The organism is Pseudomonas tructae, assembly GCF_004214895.1.
Taxonomy (GTDB): domain Bacteria; phylum Pseudomonadota; class Gammaproteobacteria; order Pseudomonadales; family Pseudomonadaceae; genus Aquipseudomonas; species Aquipseudomonas tructae.
Genome location: NZ_CP035952.1, coordinates 4829603 through 4851967, shown reverse-complemented (window position 1 = coordinate 4851967; position 22365 = coordinate 4829603). Strand labels below are relative to the sequence as shown.

The following is a 22365-nucleotide window of genomic DNA, read 5'->3' as shown; positions in this document are numbered from 1 at the left end:
CAGGGCTGCAAGCAGCTTATGATTGTTGTGCTTGCATTTTTCGCTTGGAAAGACGAGCAAAGAAGGGATAAAAGTGGCATGAAACAGGACTTTTCACTTATTGGTGCGATTATCGGGCACGGCCCTGGAGAGCGTTGAACCATGAGCAAGGCGTCGATTCCGGTATTCAAGCTGTACGGCGAGCAGTTGCAGTGGCCGACCCCGGACTTGCTGCACTGCGAATCGATCCCGGTGCGCAGCCGCGTGCATGATTGGGAAATCGAACCCCATCGGCATGCCGACCTGTGCCAGTTGCTGTTCCTCTACACAGGGCAGGCCGAGATCGAAGTGGAAGGCCAGGTCCAGCGTCTGGATCAGGCCGCCATCCAGGTGGTACCGGCTTTGAGCGTGCATGGTTTTCGATTTTCCAGCGATGTCGACGGCTACGTGGTCACCCTGGCTGCGCCCCTGGTGAACATGTTGCACACGCAACTGGCAGACGCGCCAGCAGCCCTGGCCCAGGCGGGCACTTACCTGGCTGGCAGCGACTGCACCTATTTGTACAGCCTGTTCAGCGCCTTGCAGCAGGAGTATCAACAGGAGCGACCGGGGCGTGATTTGCAGTTGCGCTCGCTGATCAATCTGCTGGTGGTGTGGATCAGTCGCCAATGTTTGCAACACCATGGCCAGGGGCTGGCAGTGGTGCGCGGGCGGGAGTACCTGGAGCGCTTCAATACCCAGGTCGAGCAGCAGTTTCGCCAGCAGCCGAGCGTCGAGGCGCTGGCCCATCAAGTGGGGATTTCGGTGGCCCATCTGAACAGCATCTGCCGTGAACTGGCCGGGCAGTCGGCGCTGCAGATCATCCATCAACGCTTGCTGCTCGAGGCCAAGCGCGAGCTGATCTACACCAGCCTGAGCATCAAGCAACTGGCCGACAGCCTGGGCTTTACCGACCCTGCGTACTTTTCGCGGTTCTTCCGCCGCCTGACCGGCAAGGCCCCCAGTGACTTTCGTCAGCAGGCCGCACGCCAGGCTACTTGAGTGCGCTCAGCGTCGCGGTGTGCGGTACGCAGTGAGCCAGGCTGCAACTGGCGGCTGAGTAGGGTTGGTTGCGAATCTGTTCGACCCGGTAGGCTGCGGCGGCATACAGCCCGACGACAGCGGCCATGGCACACACAACGGCGCATTTTCTGGATTTGACGCCCATGATGCTCACCTCCTGCCAACCACGTACAGGTGCTATTCAAAGCATAGGTCAGCTTGGCCAGGTATGCCCGGTCTAGAGCAGGTCGCGGTCCCAGATCGGCTCGGCGGTAAAGCGCTCGGCAAGGAAGTCGAGCATGCTGCGCAGGGTCGCCGGCATGTGCTTGCGCGAGGTGTACACGGCATTGAGGCTCAGCTCGCGTGGCTTGGCCTGGGGCAACAGGCGAATCAGCTGACCGCTGCGCAGGGCGTCGGCGGCCTGGTAGGTCGGCAGCATCGCCACGCCCGCGCCGGCCAGTGCCGCCCGTTGCAGGGTCATGGCTTCGTTGGCGCTGATGTTGCCCTGCACCGGCACCGAGACCACCTCGCCGTCCAGGTGAAAATGCCAGAGGCTACGGCCGAAGTAAGAGTGGGTCAGGCAGTTATGCTGGCTGAGGTCCTGGACCTGCTCAGGTGCCGGGTGCTGCTGCAGGTAGGCGGGGGAGGCGCAGATCACCGAGCGGCACACACTCAGGCGGCGGGCAATGAGGTTCGGGTCCAGGTCGTTGCTGGTGCGGATCGCAAGATCGATGCGCTCATCCACCAGGTTTACTGTGCGGTCGAGCATCTGCAGGTCGATTTTCACCCCGGGGTAACGTTTGACGTAGTCGGCCACGGCGTCCATTAGCTGTGCCTGGCCGAACGAGGTGCTGACACTGATGCGCAACTCGCCGCGCGGAGCATCGTTCGGGGTACTGACGGCTGCCTGCAAGTCACCGGCAAGGTCGAGCATCTGCCGGCAGCGCGGCAGGGTTTCCTGGCCGGCGGCGGTCAGGCTCAGGCGCCTCGTGGTGCGCTGCATCAGGCGTGCACCGACCCAGTCCTCAAGCTCTGCCAGATACCGGGAAACCACCGGCCGAGAAAGCTCCAGGTGGTCGGCGGCGGCCGATTGGCTGCCCAGGTCGACCACGCTGACGAAGACCCGCATTGCTGTCAGACGATCCATGATTTGCCCGCTTTTAGAAACAAACTAATCCTAAGCATCGCATTTTTTGTTACGGATCGTGCAACTAAGCTGTTGTTCATCGCTCACCTCACAGGAATTGCCCCGATGCCTCGTTCGTTTTCCCTACGCCGCCTGCTGCTGGCCTTCGCAACGCTGGGGGTCATGGCCCAGGCTTCAGCCGCCGAGCCGCTGAGCCTGGATGTCTACAACCCCGATACCAACGCCCTGTTTCCGGTCAGTTCGGTGATCGTCAGCGGCAAGCATGACGCCATTCTGGTCGATGCCCAGTTCGGCAAGGGCCAGGCGGAGCAGGTACTGGCCAAGCTGAAAGCGAGCGGCAAACAACTGACCACTATCTATATCAGCCACGGTGACCCGGACTACTACTTCGGCCTGCAGACCCTGACCCATGCCTACCCCAAGGCCAAGGTCGTGGCGTCGGCGGCAACCGTTGCCCATATCAAGCAGACCATGGACGGCAAGCTGGCCTACTGGGGCCCGCAGATGGGCGCCGACAAACCGGAAAAGCTGATCGTGCCGCAGGTGTTGCAAGGCAATGAACTGAAACTTGAAGGCCAGCGCCTGCAAGTGATTGGCCTGGACGGCCCGCAGCCGGACCGCAGCTTTGTGTGGATTCCGTCGATCAAAGCGGTGGTCGGTGGCGTGGTGGTCGCCGAGAACCTGCACGTATGGATGGCTGATACCCAGTCGGCGCAATCGCACAAGGACTGGTTGGCGACCCTCAAGCGCATCGAGCAGCTCAAGCCTGACACTGTGATCCCGGGCCACTACCTGGGCCAGAGCAGCCGCTCGCTCAAGTCGGTGCAGTTCACTGCGGACTATATCCGCGCCTTTGACGAAGAAACCGCCAAGGCTGGCAACGCCGCCGAACTGATCGCGGCGATGAAAAAACGTTACCCGGACCTGGGCGAAGAGAGCTCGCTGGAGCTCGGTGCCAAGGTCGCCAAGGGCGAGATGAAGTGGTAAGCGTCAATTCATTCTGACTGGAGAGTTCCCATGAGCAAGATCGCAATCATCGGTGCTACCGGCCGTGCCGGTAGCCAGTTGCTGGAAGAGGCCCTGCGTCGCGGCCATAGCGTTACCGCCATTGCCCGTGATCCTTCGACGCTGAAGGGGCGTGAAGGGGTCAACACCGTGGCGCTGGATGTCAGCGACAGCGCTGCCCTGCAACAGGCCGTCGCGGGGCATGACGTGGTGCTGAGCGCGGCGCACTTCTCCAGCATCAAGCCACAGGCCATTATCGAGCCGGTGAAGAAGGCCGGGGTCAAGCGCCTGCTGGTTGTCGGTGGTGCCGGTAGCCTGCTGCTGCCGTCGGGGCACAAGGTCATCGACAGCCCGGATTTCCCCGAGGCCTACAAAGCTGAGGCAACCGCGGGTGGTCATTACCTTGAAACCCTGCGTCAGGAACAGGGCCTGGACTGGAGCTTCCTGTCACCTTCGGCGGAATTTGTCGAAGGTGCCCGCAGCGGCGCTTACACGCTGGGCAAGGATCACCTGTTGATCGGCGCCGACGGCAAGAGCTGGATCACGTTTGCCGACTACGCCATCGCCATGCTCGATGAGGTGGAAAAGCCGGCGCACTCGCGCCAGCGCTTCACAGTAGGAGCGGGCTTGCCCCGCGATGCGAGCTAGCTGACAGAGTGTTATCGCGGGGCAAGTCGAATCGTCGCACCGCCGCTCCCACCAGCCTGCTCGCACAACCAGGCGAGCAGTTCCTGCAAGGCTGCTGAAGCCGCCCCTTGTGGTCGCACCAGGTAATAGGCCTGGCCGGTGCTGACCTTGAGCGCAAACGGGGTTACCAACCGACCGCACTTGAGGTCATCGCCGATCAGTGCCCAGTCGCCGATGGCCACACCGGTTCCCTGGGAGGCCATCGACATGGCCATGTCCAGGGTTTCGAAATGCTGGCCCTTACCTTGGCGGGGCAGGCTCGCCCCGGCGGCGTCGAGCCAGGCGTTCCAGTCGCGCTGGTCGCGGGTCGGATGCAGGAGCATGTGCTGGTCAAGGTCGGCGACCTGCTGCAAGGGCAAGGCGCTGCTGAGCAGTTGTGGCGCGCACACCGGCGTGAGTTGTTCTTCGAACAGCTTCAGGGTCTGCAGGCCATGGTTGGGCCGGGCGCCATAAACCACCGCTGCATCGAACACTTCATGACGAAAATCCACCCCATGTTGCACCGTGGTAGTCAGCTCCACCGGCACGTCCGGGCGCAGCGCTTGCCACTCCATCAGGCGCGGCAGCAGCCAGCGCATCACGCAGGTCGGTGCCTTGAGCTGCAAGGTGGTACTGCGAGCACCGACCTGGCGCACCCCTTCCTCGACCAAGGCGAACACCTGCTGCACCCGTGGCAGCCAGTCCTGGCCTTCGCGGGTCAGGCTCAGGCCGCGGGCCTGGCGCAGAAACAACGGGTAGCCCAGGTGTTCTTCCAGCCCGGCGATCTGCCGGCTCACTGCCCCCTGGGTGATATGCAACTGTTGCGCAGCACGGGTGAAGTTGCAGCACTGGGCCGTGATCAGAAAGGTGTGCAGGGCAGGCAGGGGAGGCAGACGTTTCATCGGCTTAAGCCATGACTTGAAGACATGGCTAGTATGAGCTTTTTTGCATTGTGCAGGTAGCCGTCGGGCGGTCCAATGAAGGCTGTTTCCCGAACAATTACAGGCACACGATCATGGCAACTTGCGGCGAAGTACTGGTCAAACTCCTCGAAGGTTATGGCGTAGACCATGTCTTCGGGATTCCTGGCGTGCATACCGTGGAGCTCTATCGCGGGCTGGCACGCTCGAGCATCCGCCACATCACCCCGCGTCACGAGCAAGGTGCAGGCTTCATGGCTGACGGCTATGCGCGTACCCGTGGCAAGCCGGGCGTGTGCTTCATTATCACCGGCCCGGGCATGACCAACATTACCACCGCCATGGGCCAGGCCTATGCCGATTCGATCCCGATGCTGGTGATCTCCAGTGTGCAGTCGCGCAACCAGCTGGGCGGCGGGCGTGGCAAGCTGCATGAGCTGCCAGCGCAGGGCAGCCTGGTAGCTGGGGTAGCGGCGTTTTCCCACACGTTGATGAGCGCTGATGACCTGCCTGCGGTATTGGCCCGTGCCTATGCGGTGTTTGATGGCGCCCGGCCGCGCCCGGTGCATATCGAGATTCCGCTGGATGTACTGGTGGAAGACGCCGATCACCTGCTGGCCAGTGCTCCGGTGCGTATCGCCCGTGCGGGTGCCGCACCTGCGCCGGTCGCGCAAATGGCTGCAATGCTGGCCGCGGCGCGTCGCCCACTGATTCTGGCCGGTGGCGGCGCCATCGATGCCAGCGCCGCGCTGACCCGTCTGGCTGAGTACCTGCAGGCACCAGTGGCGTTGACCATCAACGCCAAGGGCGTACTGCCGGCCAGTCACCCGCTGCAGATCGGCTCGACCCAGTCGATGGTAGCCACCCGTGCGCTGGTCGCCGAGGCCGATGTGGTGCTGGCGATCGGTACCGAGCTTGCCGAGACCGATTATGACGTGACCTTCAAGGGCGGCTTCCAGATCCCCGGTGAGCTGTTGCGCATCGATATCGACCCCGACCAGACCGTGCGCAACTACCCGCCGAAGGTCGCCCTGGTCGCCGACTCGACCCTTGCTACCCAGGCCTTGCTGGTCGCCCTGGCCGAGCAACCGGCGCCGGTGCGCGGCGCCGAGTGGGGCGCGGCCCGGGCCGCACGCTTGCGAGAAGTGCTCAAGCGCGAGCGCGACCTGCCGATGCGCAGCCAGACGCGCATGCTCAACACTATTCTCGAAACCCTGCCCGGTGCGGTGCTGGTCGGAGACTCGACGCAACCGGTGTACACCGGCAATTTGACCCTGGACATGGACCAGCCGCGGCGCTGGTTCAACGCCTCCACCGGCTATGGCACCCTGGGGTACGCACTCCCCGCGGCCATGGGTGCCTGGCTGGGCAGCGCGCAGGTTGCGGCCGAGCGCGCGCCGGTGGTATGCCTGATCGGCGACGGCGGCCTGCAGTTCACCCTGCCGGAACTGGCCAGTGCTAGTGAGGCGCAGGTTCCGCTGATCGTGCTGCTGTGGAACAACCAGGGCTATGAAGAGATCAAGCGCTACATGGTTAACCGTGCCATCGAACCGGTTGGCGTCGATATCTACACCCCTGATTTTATCGGCGTGGCCAAGGCCCTGGGCTGCAGCGCCGAGTCGGTGGCTGACGTCGTCCAGCTACGTGAAGCTTTGCGTCAGGCCTGCGATCGCAACGGTCCGAGCCTGATCGAAATCGACCAGGCTACCTGGATGCAGGCGGTGCCAGCATGATCAAGCTGCCTGGTCTCTATATCGAAGGCGTCTGGCAGCATGGCCCCCAGACACTGACGGTGATCAATCCGAGCAATGAACAGGTGCTGGCCGAAGTGGCCGGTGGCGATGCGGCGGCGGTCGAGCGGGCAGCGCTGGCGGCCCAGGCGGCGTTTACTGAGTGGTCCGCGTCCAGCGGGCCGAGCCGTTCGGCCTTCTTGCGGGCCATTGCCGAAGGCGTTGAAGCACGCCGCGAGCGCCTGGTGCAGTTGCAAGCCAGCAACAACGGCAAGCCGCTGGCTGAAGCCCATATCGATGTCGATGATGTCGTCGCCACTTTTAGCTATTACGCGGAGCTTGCGGACAACCTTGGACGCGACCGCTCGGTAGCGCTGCCTAGCGAAGAGTTTGTCGCCCGGGTACGCCGTGAAGCGTGCGGTGTGGTCGGTTTGATCGTGCCGTGGAACTTCCCCATGGTCACCACCGCCTGGAAGCTTGCGCCAGCGTTGGCGGCAGGTTGCTGCGTGGTGCTCAAACCGTCGGAGGTCACGCCACTGGCCGAACTGGAACTGGCCGCGATCATCGCCGAAGCGGGGTTGCCGGATGGGGTATTCAACCTGGTTTGTGGTACTGGGCTTGCGGTGGGCGCGCCTTTGGCGGGTGATCCGCGTATCGCCAAGATTTCCTTCACCGGCAGCAATGCGGTGGGGGTGCAGGTCATGCAGCGGGCGGCGGAAACGGTCAAGGGCGTGAGCCTGGAGCTGGGTGGCAAGTCTTCGTTGCTGGTGCTCGAAGAGGCCGACCTGGCGCTTGCGGTGGAACTGGCCTGCCTGGGTGGTTTCTTCAATGCCGGGCAGATGTGCTCAGCCACCAGCCGGGTGCTGGTAGCCGAAACCTTGTACCCGGCGTTTATCGATGCGTTGAAGGTCCGCACTGAGGCGATCCGTGTCGGCGAGCCATTCAGTGGCGCAAGCGAAATGGGCCCGCTGGTCAATCAGGCCCAGTATCAGCGGGTCCAGGCGCACATCACGGCGGGTGTGCAAGCGGGGGCGCAGTTGCTCTGCGGGGGTTCACGGCCGGCGGATCTGTCTTGCGGTTATTTCGTCAGCCCTACGGTGTTCACCGAGGTGCCGCTGGACAGCGCCTTGTGGCGCGAGGAGATCTTTGGCCCGGTGTTATGCGTGCGTGCGTTTGCCACTGAAGCCGAGGCGCTGGCGCTGGCCAACGACACCGAATTCGGCCTGGTGGCCAGTGTCCTCAGCCGTGACTTGCAGGCGGCTGAGCGGGTCGCCAATGCGTTGCAGGCGGGGCTGGTATGGATCAACGCGCCGCAGGTGATCTTTGCGCAGACCGCTTGGGGTGGCTACAAGCAGAGCAGCCTGGGGCGGGAGCTGGGGCCTTGGGGGCTGAGTGCGTTTCAGGAGATCAAGCACGTGGTCAGGGCGGTGTAGCACCCATCGCGGGGCAAGCCCGCTCCCACGTGTAGGAGCGGGCTTGCCCCGCGATGGCGAGTTAAAGCGCACTGCGCAATCTAGCCAAATCCCTTACCGGCGGAGCCCCATACAACCGGCTGTACTCCCGGCTGAACTGCGACGGGCTTTCATAACCTACCCGATAACCGGCCACCGCCGCTTCCAGCCCGTCATTGAGCATCAGCCGTCGGGCTTCCTGCAGGCGCAGCTGCTTCTGGTACTGCAACGGGCTCATGGAGGTCAGCGCCTTGAAGCGGTGATGCAAGGTCGAGGTACTCAAATTGACCTCCTGCGCCAGCTCATCGATGCGCAACGGCCGATGGAAATGCTGGTTGAGCCATTCGATGGCCTGGCACACCCGGTGGGTCTGGCTGTTGGCCATGGCGATTTCATACAGCCGATAACCCTGCGGCCCACGCAGCAGCCGATAGAGAATCTCGCGCCGGATCAGCGGTGCGAGGATCGGAATGTCCTTTGGCGCATCCAGCAGGCGAATCAGCCGCAACAGTGCATCGAGCAGCAGCGGGTCGGTACGTTCGACATACAGCCCACGGCCCGACGGCAGCGCCGGTACGCCAAGAGGGCCAGCATCGGCTAGCAGGTTGTTGATCTGCGCCGGGTCAATGTTCAGGCGCAAGCCCAGGCTGGGATTTTCCGGGCTGGCCTCCAGCAGCACGCCGCTGATCGGCAATGCCACCGACACCACCATGTAATGCAACGGGTCATACACATAACGTTCGTCACCCAGGCTCACTTCCTTGCTGCCATGGGCCAGGATGCACAGCGCAGGCTTGGCCAGGGCCGGCAGCGAGCGCACGCTTTCTTCGTAGCGCGCCAGAAACAGGTCCTCGACCACCGACTCGACGCCCGCCTGGCGTGGCGCATGACGTCGGATAAGTTCGGCCAGCTCCTGGCGCTGGTGCTCAAGGGCCGGGTCGAGGATCAGGCGGTCGGGATCGTTGGCAGGCATGGGAGTGATTCCTTAGAGAACGCCTGCAGGATAGGTTTGTGCAAGCCACAGTGCTAGTCGAAAGCTGTCGAGCACTTGCCTGATCCTGCAGCGCGCGCAGGATCAGGCAAGCGCTCGGCAGGAATCGCCTAACTCTCTCGCCGGAGCGTGGCCTAATCTGTGCAACCTGGCATTTTCATCTGGCGGCACATGGAGAACGCACATGACCTCGGTACATTCGGTCACCCACCTTGCATTTATCCGGGCCAGCAGCGGTCGTTCAGAGGAGTTGGGCGAGCGCTTGCGTCACCTGCTGGAACCGTCGCGCCAAGCGCCTGGTTGCCTGAATTTCAGCCTCCAGCGCTCCCAGGCCGACGCCGACCTGTGGCTGCTCAGCGGTTTTTGGCGCGATCAGCAAGCGATGAGTGGCTACTTCGCTTCACCGACCCTTGAGCTGTTCGGCGAGCTGGTGCAAGCACGAGTGGTCGATAGCCTCGACCTGCATACCTTTGGCGAGCCTTGCGCAGGGTAGAATGGCGGCTTCAGGCAATTGATGTGGAGTTCAAGGCATATGGCACGTAAAGAATTCTCCCGGTTCGAAGCAGTATCGGCAGCTGTACGCGGCGACGACGGTTACCATGCCGCCATCGCCGTTAAAGGCCTGGGCGCCTCCGGGGCACCGCGCTTTCACAAGGTGCTTGCAGGGCAGACCTTCAACACTGCCCTGGCTGCTGATGAAGCGGCCTGTGTTGAGCTTGAGCGCCTGCAGGGCGTCGATGACGACGCCGGGCTGGTCTGGTAACTCAGCCGTTGACCTGCGGGCGGGCCATCTTGAACAGGTTGCCCAGTTCGAAGTAGTCCGCCGGGCCGCCGCCACGCAGGATCGGCTGGCCGGCGGCGGTATCGTAAATGCCATCCTTGAGCAGATGCTCGGCGATATGCACCGCCACCACTTCACCCAGAATCAGCCAGCTGGGCACCAGGGCCTGGTCAGCGCGTTGCAGCTGGATAATCTGCGTCACCTTGCACTCGAACGACACCGGGCTCTCTTGCACTCGCGGCACGGCAATCACCTTTGACGCCACCGGAGTCAGCCCGCTCAGGGCAAACTCGTCGACCTGTGGCGCGACGGCGGCGCAGCTCTGGTTCATGGCTTCGGCGAGTGGACGGGTAGCCAGGTTCCAGGCGAACTCACCGGTCTGCTCGATGTTGTTCAGGCTGTCTTTGCGCCCGACGCTTGAGAAACCGATGATCGGCGGAATGTAGTTGAAGGCGTTGAAGAAGCTATAGGGCGCAAGGTTCAGGCGACCTTCGGCGTCCTGGGAGGAAATCCAGCCAATCGGGCGTGGGCCGACGATGGCATTGAACGGATCATGGGGTAGGCCGTGGCCTTTTGCCGGTTCGTAGTAATACATCTGCGCTGGCCCGAAAGCCTTCCTTCGTGAGTAAGCCTTTAGTGTGCCAAGGCTTTGCCTCGCTGAAAATGACTAAGCCCGGCCGAAGCCGGGCTGACTGCGTTGCATCAGGGCTTAGCTGATGCGATGAGCCTGGGTGCGATCGAAACCGTCTTCGGCAAATTTGGCGCCGCCGGTGCGATCAAAGCCATCTTCGGCGAATTTGGCACCACCGGTACGATCAAAACCGTCTTCTGCATAAGTGGCCGACTGGGTTTGCACGGCGCTGAAGTTGTGGCTGTTGGTGCGGTCGAAGCCGTCTTCGGCGAAAGCGTTGGCAGCCAGTACCGAGAAGGCCAGGGTCAGGATCAGTTTGCTTTTCATGGTCGTTGCTCCGAGGTGGTGAGGGGTTGTTTGTTTCTATGGGTTTAATGCTACGCCGATTAATTTGATTAAAAAGTGCAAAAATTCGCACTTAAAAATCGAATTTATCGATATATATGGCGACGGTTTCGCCTCTATCGCGGGGCAAGCCCGCTCCTACACAGACTTCTGCGGGAGCGGGCTTGCCCCGTGATTGGATAGTTGAACAATAAAGAGCAAGAATTAATTGCGCGTTAAAACGCTGTAAACAAAAAAGGGGGCGATCCGCTGGCGGATGCCCCCTTCTTATTGCCTGTGGCTAGACGTCAGTCCGTGGTAATCCGCGAATGCTTGCGGGTGTCCTTCATGAACACATACACCAGCAGCGAGCAGGCGATGCAGGCGGTCACGTACCAGTAGTAACCGGTTTCCATGCCGATGCTCTTGAACCACAGGGCGACGTATTCTGCGGTACCGCCGAAGACCGACACGGTCAGGGCGTACGGCAGGCCAACGCCCAGGGCACGGATTTCGGTGGGGAACAGTTCAGCTTTGACCACCGCGTTGATCGAGGTGTAGCCGCTGACGATGATCAGCGCGGCCATGATCAGGAAGAACGCGCCCCACCAGGTCTGGATGGTGTGCAGGGTGGTGAGGATCGGTACTGTGCACAGGGTGCCGAGCACGCCGAAGGCGATCAGGATCGGACGCCGGCCGATCTTGTCGGAGAGGCTGCCGATGACTGGCTGCAGGCACATGAACAGGAACAGGGTGGCCGCCGAAATGGTGGTCGAGTCGCTGATGCTCATGCCCACCGTGTTCACCAGGTACTTCTGCATGTAGGTGGTGTAGGTATAGAAGGCCAGGGTGCCGCCCATGGTCAGGCCGACCACGGTGGCCAGCTCTTTGGGATGGCGCATCAGGGTGCGCATCAGGCTTTCCTTGGACTTTTCCTTCTTGGTGAAGGAGGCGGTTTCTTCCATACCGCGGCGCAGGTACAGGGCGACGACCGCGCACAGCGCGCCGATCACGAAGGGTACGCGCCAGCCCCAGGCATACAGCTGTTCGGTGGTCAGGGTCTGCTGCAGGATGATCAGCACCGCCAGGGCGATGAGCTGGCCGGAAATCAGCGTCACGTACTGGAAGCTGGAGAAGAAGCCACGGCGTTCCTTGGTGGCCATCTCGCTCAGGTAGGTGGCCGAGGTGCCGTATTCGCCACCCACCGACAGGCCTTGCATCAGGCGGGCGATGACCAGCAGCACCGGTGCTGCGACGCCGATGGTTTCATAGCCCGGGGTCAGGGCGATGACCAGCGAGCCTGCGCACATCAGCAGGACCGAGGCCATCAGTGCGGCCTTGCGGCCCTTGCGGTCGGCGTAGATACCCATCAGCCAGCCGCCGATTGGGCGCATCAAAAAGCCTACTGCGAAGATCGCGGCGGTATTGAGCAGTTGGGCAGTGGTGTCGCCGGCAGGGAAGAAGGCTTTGGCGAAGTACAGCGAGAATGCGGCGTAGACGTACCAGTCGTACCATTCGACCATGTTGCCGATCGAACCGCTGAAAATCGACTTCAGGCGGCTGCGGGTGGTTTTGTCCGCGGCGGGCGCAACGGCCGCCCCGGCTGGCAGGGTGGTGGAGTTATCCATCGAAGGGACCTTCATAGTTGTTTTTGTGGAGCGCGCCGAAACGCAGCCTGCCAGGGCTATAGCAGAAGCTGTGCCAGGTGCTGGAGGCCCGGTCTAGAAGGGTCGGACGGATAGAATGAGCGGAATTCCGCCTATCCATATGAGTGGTTAGGCGAAAATCCGCTTATGGCGATCAGCTGCTTCGATCAAGCTGGCCCGAGGAAATCTTCGCGCAGCAGACCATGGCGCTGCATCTTTTCGTTGAGGGTACGCCGCGGCAGTTGCAGCTCTTGCATCACTGCCTTGATCTCGCCCTTGTGCCGACTCAGGGCCGCGCGCAGGCATTGGGCTTCGAAGGCCTCTTGTTGAGCGGCCAGCGATTGCCCGGCTTCGATCTGTGCCGTGGGTGGTTCACCCAGGCCCAGGGCGTGACGTTCGGCAGCGTTGGCCAGCTCGCGGACATTGCCCGGCCAGTCATGGCCCAGCAGCTTGCCCAATTGCGCGCCACCGAGCTGCGGTGCGGTGCGGCCCGTGCGCTCGGCGGCCAGGCGGGCAAAATGGTTGAACAGCAGCGGGATGTCTTCGCGCCGCTCGCGCAACGGCGCCAGACGCAGTTCGGCGACGTTCAGGCGATAGGCCAGATCTTCGCGAAAGCGCCCAGCCCTGGCTTCCTCGAGCAGGTCGGGCTTGGTTGCGGCAATGATCCGCAAGTCGACGCTGATGCTCTGGTTGGCGCCCAGGCGTTCGAGTTTCTGCTCCTGCAATACCCGCAGCAGTTTGGCCTGCTGGGCCAGTGGCATGCTTTCGATTTCGTCGAGAAACACCGTGCCGCCATTGGCGTATTCGAGCTTGCCGATGCGCTTGCCCTGGGCGCCGGTGAAGGCGCCGCTTTCATGGCCGAACAACTCGGCCTCGAACAGCTGCTCGGGGATCGCCGCGCAGTTGAGGGCGACGAACGGCTTGGCGGCGCGCGGGCCGAAGTCGTGCAGACAGCGCGCGACCTGCTCCTTGCCGCTGCCGGTTTCGCCACGAATCAGCACATTGACCGGCAGGTTGGCCAGCTCCAGCACCTGTTTGCGCAACTGCTGCATGCCTTGGGACATACCCAGCAGTTTGCTCTCCAGACGTACCTTCAAGTCGGCCTGTTCATGCAGGCGGCGGTTCTCCAGCACCAGCTGGCGTTTTTCCAGGGCGCGGCGCAGGCTGCCGAGCAAGGCCTCGGGGCTGAAGGGTTTTTCGAGAAAATCGTAGGCGCCATTGCGCATGGCCTCGACCGCCATCGGCACGTCGCCATGGCCGGTGAGCAGGATCACCGGCAGGTCGGCATCGCTGGCCTGCAGTTGCTCGAGTAATTGCAGGCCGTCCATGCCGGGCATGCGCACGTCGCTGAGAATCACCCCGGGAAAGTGCCCGGGCAGTTGCTGCAGGCAGTCTTCGGCGCGGCTGAACAACTGCACCTGGAAGCCGGACAGGCTCAGCCACTGCTCCACGGCAGTGCGGATGCTGGCTTCATCGTCAACGACCATCACGCTGTTCAACATGCGGGTTCCGGGTCCATAGGCAAGGTCAGGCTGAAACGGGCGCCGCCGGGCTGGTTGTCGACCTGCAGGCGGCCACCGGCCTCGTGAATGATGCCATAGGAAATCGCCAGGCCCAGGCCCAAACCTTCGCCCACCGGTTTGGTAGTGAAGAACGGATCGAAGACGCAGGCAAGATGTTCGGCAGCAATACCGCCGCCGCTGTCGAGCACGCTCAGGCGCCAGTGGTCCTGTTCGGCGTCGATGCGCACCTCCAGACGCTTGTAGCTCTTTTGCGCCATGGCATCCAGGGCATTGCGCAGCAGGTTGATCAGTACCTGCTCAAGGCGAATCGCATCGCCGCGCACCCAGGCCGGACGGGCCAGGTACAGGGCAACGCTGACGTCCTCGGCGCGGATGCGCGCATCGAGCAACTGCAGCGCCTGGTCTACCACGGTGGCCAGGTCCAGGCGTTCGCGCAGGCCGCTGGGGCTGTTGCGGGCGAAGGTCTTCAGGTGCCCGGTGAGCGCCGCCATGCGCGTAAGCATCTGCTCCAGCGGTTCCAGGGCCTGGCGTGCTTCGTCCAGGCGCTGGTTGTCGAGCAGCAGGCGCAGGGTCGCCAGTTGCATGCGCTGGGTGGTCAGCGGCTGGTTGATCTCGTGGGCCAGGGCCGCCGACATCTGCCCCAGTGCCGCCAGCTTGGCCGATTGCACCAGGCCTTCCTGGGCGGTGCGCAGGTCGCGGGTGCGGGCCTGGACCAGGCGTTCGAGTTCTTCGCGGCTACGCTGGCGCAAGCGCGCCAGGCGCAGGCGCTGGCTGATGAACAGCAGAGCGAACACCACGCTTAGCCATACCGCGGCGGCGGCCAGCGCGGCGTTGCGTCCGTCTTCGCTGACCTGCGGTTTGCGCAGCAGGTGCAGGGTCCAGCCTTCGGCTTCCAGCGGCAGGCTCTCCCACAGGTAATCGGTGGTGCCTTCCGGGCCCTGCACGCGCGTCAGGTGGCTGTTGCTGTCGAAGCTGCTGAGTACATGGTGCTGCAGCGGCACCAGCGGTTGCTTGTCGTACTGGCGGGTGACGGCCAGCTCGGCGCGGTCGGCGCTGCTCAACGGTTGCAGTTCGCGGTAGCGCCAGCCGTCCTGGTTGGCGATGAAGATGATCCCGCGGGCGTCGCTGACCAGCAGGATGTCGCTGCCTTGGCGCCACTCGCGCTCAAGCTCGGGGAACTCCAGCTTGACGACCATGGCGCCGAGGAAGCGGCTGTTCTCGTCCTGCACGGCGCTGGACAGAAAATAACCCGGCACGCCACTGGTCACGCCGACCGCGTAGAAGCGGCCGCTGCCCTGGCTGCGGGTCTGTTTGAAATAGGGGCGGAAACCATAGTTGGAACCGACATAGGTGCTGGGCAGGCGCCAGTTGCTGGCGGCCACGGCCAGGCCCGTACGGTCGAGCAACTCCAGGGTCGAGGAGTTGGCCGCGCCATTGATGCGCTCCAGCTTGCGGTTGAGGACGTCCTGCACTGTGCCTGCGACCGGGCCGCGCAAGGCGCTGATCAGCTCCGGGTCCAGGGCCAGCACGGCGGGCAGCGCGCGGTAACGCTCGATCAGGGTATGCAGCGAGGTGGCATACAGCCCCAGTTGCTCACTGGCCCGGCGCGCATCCTCGACCATCGACTGGCGCTTGGCATGGTGCATGGCCCAGCCTGCGGTCAGCAGGGTGCCGGCGAGGATGAAGAACAGAATCAGGCCCAGACGCAGGGCGCGAAAGGAAGAAGGCATGGTGCAAGTCCCGGCAGTGGGGAAGGCCTCCTGGCCTTCCCTTGGAGCATGGCAACGTTTTACAGCAGCTCGAAGCTCTGTTCTTGCACAGCCTGCGAGTCCAGGCCGACCTGAACCCGGAACTCACCAGGTTCCGCTGCCCACTGCAACTGGCCGTTGTAGAACTTCAGGTCGTCTGCCTTGACGGTGAAGTGCAAAGTGCGTTCTTCGCCCGCCTTGAGCATGACTTTCTGGAAGTTCTTCAGCTCCTTGACCGGACGGCTCATGGACGCGGACACATCCTGAATGTACAGCTGCACCACGGTTTCGCCGTCACGCTTGCCGGTGTTCTTGACCAGGATACTGGCTTGCAGATCCTGGCCCTGTTTCACCGACTTGCTCGACAGGTTCAGGCCCGAGAGGCTGAAGTCGCTGTAGCTCAGGCCGTAGCCGAAGGGATACAGCGGGCCGTTCGGCTCTTCGAAGTACTGCGAGGTGTAGTTGCCCGGCTTGCCGGGTGTGAACGGCCGGCCGATGCGCAGGTGGTTGTAGTACATCGGGATCTGCCCGACCGAGCGCGGGAAGGTGATGGCCAGCTTGCCCGACGGGTTGTAGTCGCCGAACAGCACATCGGCGATGGCGTTACCGCCTTCGGTGCCGCTGAACCAGGTTTCCAGGATTGCATCGGCCTGTTCACGTTCCCAGGCCAGCGACAGCGGCCGGCCGTTCATCAGCACCAATACCAGCGGTTTTCCGGTGGCTTTCAGGGCTTTGATCAGCGCGCGCTGGGACTCGGGGATTTCCAGGGTGGTGCGGCTGGAGGACTCGTGGGACATGCCGCGCGATTCACCCACCACGGCCACCACCACGTCGGACTGCTTGGCGGCCTTGACCGCTTCGTCGATCAAGACGGCGGCCGGGCGAGGGTCGTTGATGATTTCCGGCGCGGCGAAGTTGAGGAAGTTCAGGTAGTCGAACATCGCCTTGTCGCCCGTGACGTTGGCGCCCTTGGCGTAGACCAGTTTGGCCTTGTCGCCAACGGCCCGGCGCAGGCCCTCGCGGACGGTGACCGAGTGCTCCGGACGACCGTCGGCGGCCCAGCTACCCATCATGTCGATCGGTGCATCGGCCAGCGGGCCGACCACGGCGATGGTGCCGGATTTTTTCAATGGCAGGGTCTGCGCGCGGTTCTCCAGCAGCACCAGGCTGCGGCGCGCGACGTCGCGGGCGGCTTCGCGGTGCAGGCGCTGGTCGGCGTAGTAGTCCTTGACGTCGGTCTCGGCCTTGCCGATGCGCACATAAGGGTCCTTGAACAGGCCCATGTCGTACTTGGCCCCGAGCACTTCGCGCACGGCCTGGTCGAGTTCTGCCTGGGTCACTTCACCGCTTTTGAGCAGGCCCGGGAGCTCTTCGCCGTAGAGGGTGTCGTTCATGCTCATGTCGATGCCGGCCTTGATCGCAAGCTTGGCGGCCTCGCGACCATCGCGGGCGACGCCGTGGCGGATCAGTTCCTGGATCGCGCCATGGTCGCTGATGGTCACGCCCTTGAAACCCCAGTCCTTGCGCAGCAGGTCATTCATCAGCCAGGTGTTGGACGTGGCCGGTACACCGTTGATCGAGTTCAGGGCCACCATCACCCCGCCGGCGCCCGCATCGAGGCTGGCGCGGTAGGGCGGCAGGTAATCGTTGTACATCTTCGGCAGGCTCATATCGACCGTGTTGTAGTCGCGCCCGCCTTCCACCGCGCCGTACAGGGCGAAGTGCTTGACGATGGCCATGATGCTGTCGGGGTTGGCCGGGCTGCTGCCCTGGAACGACTGGACCATGACCTTGCCGATCCGCGAGGTCAGGTAGGTGTCTTCACCGAAGCCTTCGCTGGTGCGGCCCCAGCGCGGGTCACGGGCGATGTCGACCATGGGCGCGAAGGTCATGTCCAGGGAGTCGGCGGAAGCTTCGATGGCCGACGTCCGGCCAACCTTGGCGATCGCCTGCATGTCCCAGGTTGCGGCAAGGCCCAGGCTGATCGGGAAGATCGTGCGGTTGCCGTGGATCACGTCGTAGGCGAAGAACATCGGGATCTTCAGGCGGCTGCGCATGGCCGCGTCCTGCATCGGCCGGTTCTCGGGCGCGGTGCGCGAGTTGAAGGTACCGCCGATGCGGCCGGCGGCGATTTCTTCGCGGATGCGCTCGCGAGGCATTTCCGGGCCGATGCTGATCAGGCGCAACTGGCCGATCTTTTCATCCTGGGTCATCTGCTTGAGCAGGTTGGCGATGAACGCCTGTTTGTCTTGCAACGGGGCAGCGGGGGTGTCGGCAAAGGCCGACTGACTGGCCAGGCTGACTACCAGGCCCAGCAAACACAGCTTGTTCATGAATTCTGTTCTCAAGGCTTACGGCAGTATTCACGGTCGATACTGCCCAGCCGAAGTTGGGGAAGCGGCTATTGTTGTAGTTTGCTGGGGCATCTTTTAGCCGATTGGGCGATCCTGATCCAGCGGCGACGACGGATTATGCCTCAAGTCCGGTGAATCACGGCGATCAAGGAGCATAGCGACATGCAGGTTATTCAATTCAAGGGTTTGCGCCTGTGGCTGCTGCTGGTGCTCGGCAGCCTGCTGGCCGGTTGCGGGATCAACAACATCCCCAACTATGACGAGCAGGTCAAGGCAGCCTGGGCCCAGGTGCAGAACCAGTATCAGCGCCGTGCCGACCTGATTCCCAATCTGGTCGAAACGGTCAAAGGCTACGCCAAGCAGGAGCAGGAAACCCTGACCGCGGTCATAGAAGCCCGGGCCAAGGCGACCTCGATCCAGGTCGATGCCAGCACTCTGGACGATCCCGAGAAGCTGCGTCAGTTCCAGCAGGCCCAATCCCAGCTGAGCGGGGCGCTGAGCCGCCTGATGGTGGTGTCCGAGCGTTACCCGGACCTCAAGTCCAACCAGAACTTTCTCGCCCTGCAGTCCCAGCTTGAAGGCACCGAAAACCGTATCGCCGTGGCGCGCAAGGATTTCATCGCCGCCGTGCAGCGCTACAACACCGAGATCCGCACCTTTCCCGGGCGCCTGTGGCACAGCGTGATGTACAGCGATTTGCCGATCCGCGAGAACTTCGAGGCCACCGCCGCCGATGCCGACAAAGCGCCTGAAGTGAAATTCTGATGCGCCTGTTCAAGCTCGCGCTGCTGCTGGCGCTGCTGTTCACCACGCCGCTGCGTGCTGAGCTGAGCTTTCCGGCACTGAGCGGGCGGGTAGTGGACAACGCCGGCTTGCTCGACGGCGCCAGCCGCAGCCAGCTCGACAATATGCTCAAGGCCCACGAGCAGGGCACTGGCGAGCAGGTCGTGGTGGTGACCCTGGCGGGCTTGCAGGGGCAGAGCATCGAAGATTACGGCTACCAGCTCGGCCGTCACTGGGGCATTGGCCAGAAAGGCAAGGACAACGGCGCGCTGTTGATCGTCGCACCCCAGGAGCGCAAGCTGCGTATCGAAGTCGGCTACGGCCTGGAAGAGCGGCTGACCGATGCGCAGTCCTCGGTCATCATCAACCGCATCATCACCCCGGCGTTTCGTCGCGGCGAGTACAGCCAGGGCATCGTCCAGGGCACGGCGGCGATCCTTCAGGTACTGGGTGGCAACCCGCTGGCCGAACCGTCGAGGGCGCTGGGCAACGAGTCTGATGACGGTGCTCCGGCCTGGGCTATCGGTTTGTTCATCCTGCTGATTCTGGTGGTGTTCGCCTTGCAGTCGCTGGGCCTGGGTGGCAGCGGGCGCGGTGGCATGGGCGGCGGTTTTGGTGGCGGCTACGGTGGCGGCCTGGGTGGCGGAGGCGGCGGAGGGGGATTCAGTGGTGGCGGGGGCAGCTTCGGCGGTGGTGGATCGTCGGGCGGCTGGTAAATCAACGACAACGAGTAGCGCAGCACATGACTTTGCTCACTGAACAGCAACAGCGCCAGGTCGCGCAAGCCATTGCCCAGGTCGAGCGGCATACCGACGCCGAACTGGTCACCGTGCTGGCCAGGCGCGCTGACGACTATGCCTATATTCCCCTGCTGTGGGCCAGCCTGCTGGCCTTGGTGGTACCGGGCATCGTCCATTACCTCAGCGGCTGGATGAGTGTGCACAGCTTGCTGATTGTGCAGTGGCTGACGTTCATTGCCTTGTGCCTGCTGTTTCGCATACCGGCGTTGACTACCCGCCTGATCCCGCGCCCGGTGCGCCACTGGCGTGCGGCGAACCTGGCCCGGCGGCAGTTTCTCGAACAGAACCTGCACCACACCCAGGGAGGCACCGGCATGCTGATCTTTGTCAGCGAGGCCGAGCGCTATGTTGAAATCCTCGTCGATGAGGGCATCTCCCGGCACCTGGACAACCGGGTGTGGGATGCGATCGTCCTGCGCTTTACCGAACAGGTGCGCCAGGGCCACACGGTGCAGGGCTTTGTCAGCTGTATCGAGGCCTGCGGCGAACTGCTCAGCACCCATGTGCCACTGACCCACGAGCGTAACGAACTGCCCAATCGCCTGGTGGTGCTCGATTGACTGGAGCGGCGTCGATCGACAAAAGCTGTGCAGGCAAAGCGCATCCACGTAAAATTCCCGGCTCTGCGCAAACCTGCGCCCCCTCCGCTACCCGAGGCACCCTTTTTCGATGTCCGATTCCACTACCGCCCAGGCCGCGCCGGATGCGCGTGCGCAGTTTCTGAGCCTGCTCGCCACCAGCCTGGAACAGAACGCCCTGATCAAGCTGGTGCTGGCGCGCCCTGTCGGCAACGAAGAAACCCTGCAGCGCATCATCGCCAAGCCGCTGACGGTCAAGGGCCAGGCCTGTGTGTCGTTCGTCTATCGCTACAAGACCCGCGACATCACCCGTAACCTGGGTAATGACCAGGCCCTGGCGCTGGTCGACGAGTTGCTCCCGGCCTCGTTTCGCAATGGACATCTGCTCAGCCTCAGCGACGAAGCGCAGCTTGCGTTCAGCAAGAAGGGCAAGCCCATGCTCCACCGCAGCGCCGTGCAGCAGGCGCGTCAGGCGCCGGCGGCTGAACATGACCGGGAGAAGAAGCGCTACCTGGAACTGAGCCGGCCGTTCCTGCAGGACCTGGGCGTGACCGACAAGCAGCAGGCGTTGATTCCGGCCATGTCGCGCAAGTGGAAGCAGATCAACAAGTTCATCGAAGTGTTTTCCCATGCCCTGAACTCGGCACCGCTGGCTGCCGGTCAATTGCTGCGGGTGGCCGACTTCGGTTCAGGCAAGGGTTACCTGACGTTCGCCATCCATGATTACCTGCGCAATACCCTGCAACGCGAGGCCCAGGTGACCGGTGTCGAGCTGCGCCCGGACATGGTCGAGCTGTGCAACGCCGCGGCTTCGCGCCTGGACCACCCGGGCCTGGTGTTCGAGTGCGGTGACGTGCGCAGTGTGGTGCCCAGCGCCATCGAGGTGATGATCGCCCTGCATGCCTGTGACATCGCTACCGACTATGCGATTCACACCGGCATTCGCTGCGGTGCGGCGATCATCATGTGCTCGCCGTGCTGCCACAAGCAGATCCGCCCGCAACTGCACAGCCCGGGCTTGCTCAAGCCGATGCTGCAGTACGGCTTGCACCTGGGCCAGCAGGCCGAAATGCTCACCGACAGCTTGCGCGCCTTGTACCTGGAAGCCTGCGGTTACGAAACCAAGGTCTTCGAGTTCATTTCGCTGGAGCACACCAACAAGAACAAGATGATCCTGGCGGTCAAACGCCAGGCGCCGGTTGACGCTTCAGCGCTGCTGGAGAAGATCGAGCAGCTCAAGGCGTTCTACGGGGTCAAGGAGCATTGCCTGGAGACCTTGCTGCGGGCCGATGGTTTGATTCCTGCCTGAAAACATCGCGGGGCAAGTCGGATCGCCGCATCGCCGCTCCCACTTGCCCCGCGATAGCATCAGCCCAGTCCCTTCACGGGTGCCGGATATACCCGCGTCTTGCGCCCCAGCACCACTGTCGCAATCACCCCGGCAGCAAACACCCAGGTAATCGGCTCGACCTGCTCGGCAAAGAACAGCGCCGAAAAGGCGATGGTGAAGAAGATCTGCAGCAGCTGGATCTGGCTCACCCGGGCAATGCCGCCCATGGCCAGCCCGGCGTACCAGGCAAAGAAGCCGATGAACTGCGAGAACAGCGACACGTAGCCAAAGGCCCACCAGGTCCTGGCACTCACCGGCCCCTGATGCTGCAAGGCCAGGTAAATCACCGGCCCGAGCAACAGCGGCGCCGACAGCACCAGGGCCCAGCAGATCACCTGCCAACCGCCCATTTCCCGCGCCAGCCGGCCGCCTTCGGCATAACCCAGGCCACCCACGGCAATCGCCGCCAGCATCAGCAGGTCGCCGGCCTGGATCTGCCCGGCGCCCATGATCATTGCATAGGCCAGCACCAGGGCACTGCCCAGGGCGGCGCAGGCCCAGAAGGCTTTCGAGGGGCGCTCATGGGACAACCAGGCGGCGTACACCGCTACGCACAAGGGCTGCAGGCCGTTGACCAGGGCGCCGTGGGACGCCGGTACGCTTTGCATGGCCCAGGCTGACAACACCGGGAACCCCAGGATCACCCCCAGGGCCACCAGGCTCAGGCCTTTGATCTGTACCCAGGTCGGCCATTTTTCCCGGCGCCAGAGCAACAGCGCCGCCGCCGGGATCGCCGCCAGCAAGGCGCGGCCCAGGCCATTGAGCAAAGGGTGCAGTTCCTGCACGACGATGCGGGTCATGGGCAGGGTCAGGCTGAAAATAATCACCCCGAGAAGGCCTAGAACCATCCCGGTGTTTTCGCGGCTGGACATACGAA

21 protein-coding genes and 1 pseudogene are annotated in these 22365 nt (G+C 63.1%); 11 read left to right on the top strand and 11 right to left on the bottom strand.

The genetic code is table 11. The annotated features are described in order from the left end of the window. Nucleotides 1-141 precede the first annotated feature (141 nt). On the top strand, nucleotides 142-1020 hold the full coding sequence (locus EXN22_RS22175) for a helix-turn-helix domain-containing protein (protein ID WP_130266073.1): 879 nt from the start codon (nucleotides 142-144) through the stop codon (nucleotides 1018-1020). On the opposite strand, the gene EXN22_RS26250 is transcribed toward EXN22_RS22175, so the two are convergent. Further along, nucleotides 1013-1186: a hypothetical protein gene (locus tag EXN22_RS26250; protein WP_165392249.1), complete on the bottom strand. Its 174-nt coding sequence runs from the start codon at nucleotides 1184-1186 to the stop codon at nucleotides 1013-1015. The genes EXN22_RS22175 and EXN22_RS26250 overlap by 8 nt on opposite strands. Before the next feature lie 72 nt (nucleotides 1187-1258). Beyond that, entirely contained in the window at nucleotides 1259-2167 is a 909-nt protein-coding gene (locus EXN22_RS22170) for a LysR family transcriptional regulator (RefSeq protein ID WP_130266072.1), read from the bottom strand. 105 nt (nucleotides 2168-2272) lie between these two features. Here EXN22_RS22170 and EXN22_RS22165 point away from each other — a divergent pair, with 105 nt between their 5' ends. Together EXN22_RS22165 and EXN22_RS22160 are read left to right on the top strand one after the other, a co-directional pair. Continuing rightward, nucleotides 2273-3154: an MBL fold metallo-hydrolase gene (locus EXN22_RS22165; RefSeq protein ID WP_130266071.1), complete on the top strand. Its 882-nt coding sequence runs from the start codon at nucleotides 2273-2275 to the stop codon at nucleotides 3152-3154. Between the two features lie 30 nt (nucleotides 3155-3184). Then, complete coding sequence (locus EXN22_RS22160; RefSeq protein WP_130266070.1) at nucleotides 3185-3820, top strand: NAD(P)-dependent oxidoreductase; 636 nt, start codon at nucleotides 3185-3187, stop codon at nucleotides 3818-3820. A gap of 11 nt (nucleotides 3821-3831) precedes the next feature. Here EXN22_RS22160 and EXN22_RS22155 read toward each other — a convergent pair whose 3' ends face one another. Next, complete coding sequence (locus tag EXN22_RS22155; RefSeq protein WP_130266069.1) at nucleotides 3832-4740, bottom strand: LysR substrate-binding domain-containing protein; 909 nt, start codon at nucleotides 4738-4740, stop codon at nucleotides 3832-3834. Between the two features lie 113 nt (nucleotides 4741-4853). Here EXN22_RS22155 and EXN22_RS22150 point away from each other — a divergent pair, with 113 nt between their 5' ends. Then, nucleotides 4854-6491 carry a 5-guanidino-2-oxopentanoate decarboxylase gene (locus EXN22_RS22150; protein ID WP_130266068.1) on the top strand — a complete coding sequence of 546 codons (1638 nt, stop codon included), beginning with the start codon at nucleotides 4854-4856 and terminating at the stop codon, nucleotides 6489-6491. Then, nucleotides 6488-7921, top strand: coding sequence for an aldehyde dehydrogenase family protein (locus tag EXN22_RS22145; protein WP_130266067.1), 1434 nt, complete (start codon nucleotides 6488-6490; stop codon nucleotides 7919-7921). Before EXN22_RS22150 ends, EXN22_RS22145 begins: the two co-directional genes overlap by 4 nt. Before the next feature lie 61 nt (nucleotides 7922-7982). On the opposite strand, the gene EXN22_RS22140 is transcribed toward EXN22_RS22145, so the two are convergent. Next, nucleotides 7983-8912 (bottom strand): AraC family transcriptional regulator, encoded by a 930-nt coding sequence (locus EXN22_RS22140; protein ID WP_130266066.1) that lies wholly within the window; start codon nucleotides 8910-8912, stop codon nucleotides 7983-7985. Nucleotides 8913-9114: 202 nt separating this feature from the next. Between EXN22_RS22140 and EXN22_RS22135 the strand changes: the two genes are divergently transcribed. Together EXN22_RS22135 and EXN22_RS22130 are read left to right on the top strand one after the other, a co-directional pair. Further along, nucleotides 9115-9423, top strand: coding sequence for an antibiotic biosynthesis monooxygenase family protein (locus tag EXN22_RS22135; protein ID WP_130266065.1), 309 nt, complete (start codon nucleotides 9115-9117; stop codon nucleotides 9421-9423). Nucleotides 9424-9462: 39 nt separating this feature from the next. Further along, a complete protein-coding gene (locus EXN22_RS22130) occupies nucleotides 9463-9693 on the top strand; it encodes a hypothetical protein (protein ID WP_130266064.1) in 231 nt (76 codons plus the stop codon). Nucleotide 9694: 1 nt separating this feature from the next. On the opposite strand, the gene EXN22_RS22125 is transcribed toward EXN22_RS22130, so the two are convergent. From EXN22_RS22125 to bglX, 6 genes and pseudogenes are all read right to left on the bottom strand, one after another. Continuing rightward, entirely contained in the window at nucleotides 9695-10306 is a 612-nt protein-coding gene (locus EXN22_RS22125; RefSeq protein ID WP_130266063.1) for a flavin reductase family protein, read from the bottom strand. A 117-nt stretch (nucleotides 10307-10423) separates the two neighbouring features. After that, nucleotides 10424-10669: pseudogene (locus EXN22_RS22120) on the bottom strand (hypothetical protein); the annotation flags it as partial. Nucleotides 10670-10974: 305 nt separating this feature from the next. Continuing rightward, complete coding sequence (locus EXN22_RS22115) at nucleotides 10975-12294, bottom strand: MFS transporter (RefSeq protein WP_130266061.1); 1320 nt, start codon at nucleotides 12292-12294, stop codon at nucleotides 10975-10977. Nucleotides 12295-12479: 185 nt separating this feature from the next. Further along, entirely contained in the window at nucleotides 12480-13814 is a 1335-nt protein-coding gene (locus EXN22_RS22110) for a sigma-54-dependent transcriptional regulator (RefSeq protein WP_130266060.1), read from the bottom strand. Beyond that, on the bottom strand, nucleotides 13808-15565 hold the full coding sequence (locus tag EXN22_RS22105; RefSeq protein ID WP_130266059.1) for an ATP-binding protein: 1758 nt from the start codon (nucleotides 15563-15565) through the stop codon (nucleotides 13808-13810). Before EXN22_RS22105 ends, EXN22_RS22110 begins: the two co-directional genes overlap by 7 nt. Before the next feature lie 59 nt (nucleotides 15566-15624). After that, nucleotides 15625-17916 carry a beta-glucosidase BglX gene (gene bglX, locus EXN22_RS22100; protein ID WP_130266058.1) on the bottom strand — a complete coding sequence of 764 codons (2292 nt, stop codon included), beginning with the start codon at nucleotides 17914-17916 and terminating at the stop codon, nucleotides 15625-15627. 183 nt (nucleotides 17917-18099) lie between these two features. Between bglX and EXN22_RS22095 the strand changes: the two genes are divergently transcribed. From EXN22_RS22095 to EXN22_RS22080, 4 genes are all read left to right on the top strand, one after another. Continuing rightward, entirely contained in the window at nucleotides 18100-18702 is a 603-nt protein-coding gene (locus tag EXN22_RS22095) for a LemA family protein (RefSeq protein ID WP_130266057.1), read from the top strand. Next, a complete protein-coding gene (locus EXN22_RS22090; protein ID WP_130266056.1) occupies nucleotides 18702-19436 on the top strand; it encodes a TPM domain-containing protein in 735 nt (244 codons plus the stop codon). Before EXN22_RS22095 ends, EXN22_RS22090 begins: the two co-directional genes overlap by 1 nt. A 26-nt stretch (nucleotides 19437-19462) precedes the next feature. Beyond that, complete coding sequence (locus tag EXN22_RS22085; RefSeq protein WP_130266055.1) at nucleotides 19463-20080, top strand: TPM domain-containing protein; 618 nt, start codon at nucleotides 19463-19465, stop codon at nucleotides 20078-20080. Nucleotides 20081-20189: 109 nt separating this feature from the next. Further along, nucleotides 20190-21407 (top strand): class I SAM-dependent methyltransferase, encoded by a 1218-nt coding sequence (locus EXN22_RS22080; RefSeq protein WP_130266054.1) that lies wholly within the window; start codon nucleotides 20190-20192, stop codon nucleotides 21405-21407. Between the two features lie 59 nt (nucleotides 21408-21466). On the opposite strand, the gene EXN22_RS22075 is transcribed toward EXN22_RS22080, so the two are convergent. Next, a complete protein-coding gene (locus EXN22_RS22075; protein ID WP_130266053.1) occupies nucleotides 21467-22360 on the bottom strand; it encodes a DMT family transporter in 894 nt (297 codons plus the stop codon). Nucleotides 22361-22365 lie beyond the last annotated feature (5 nt).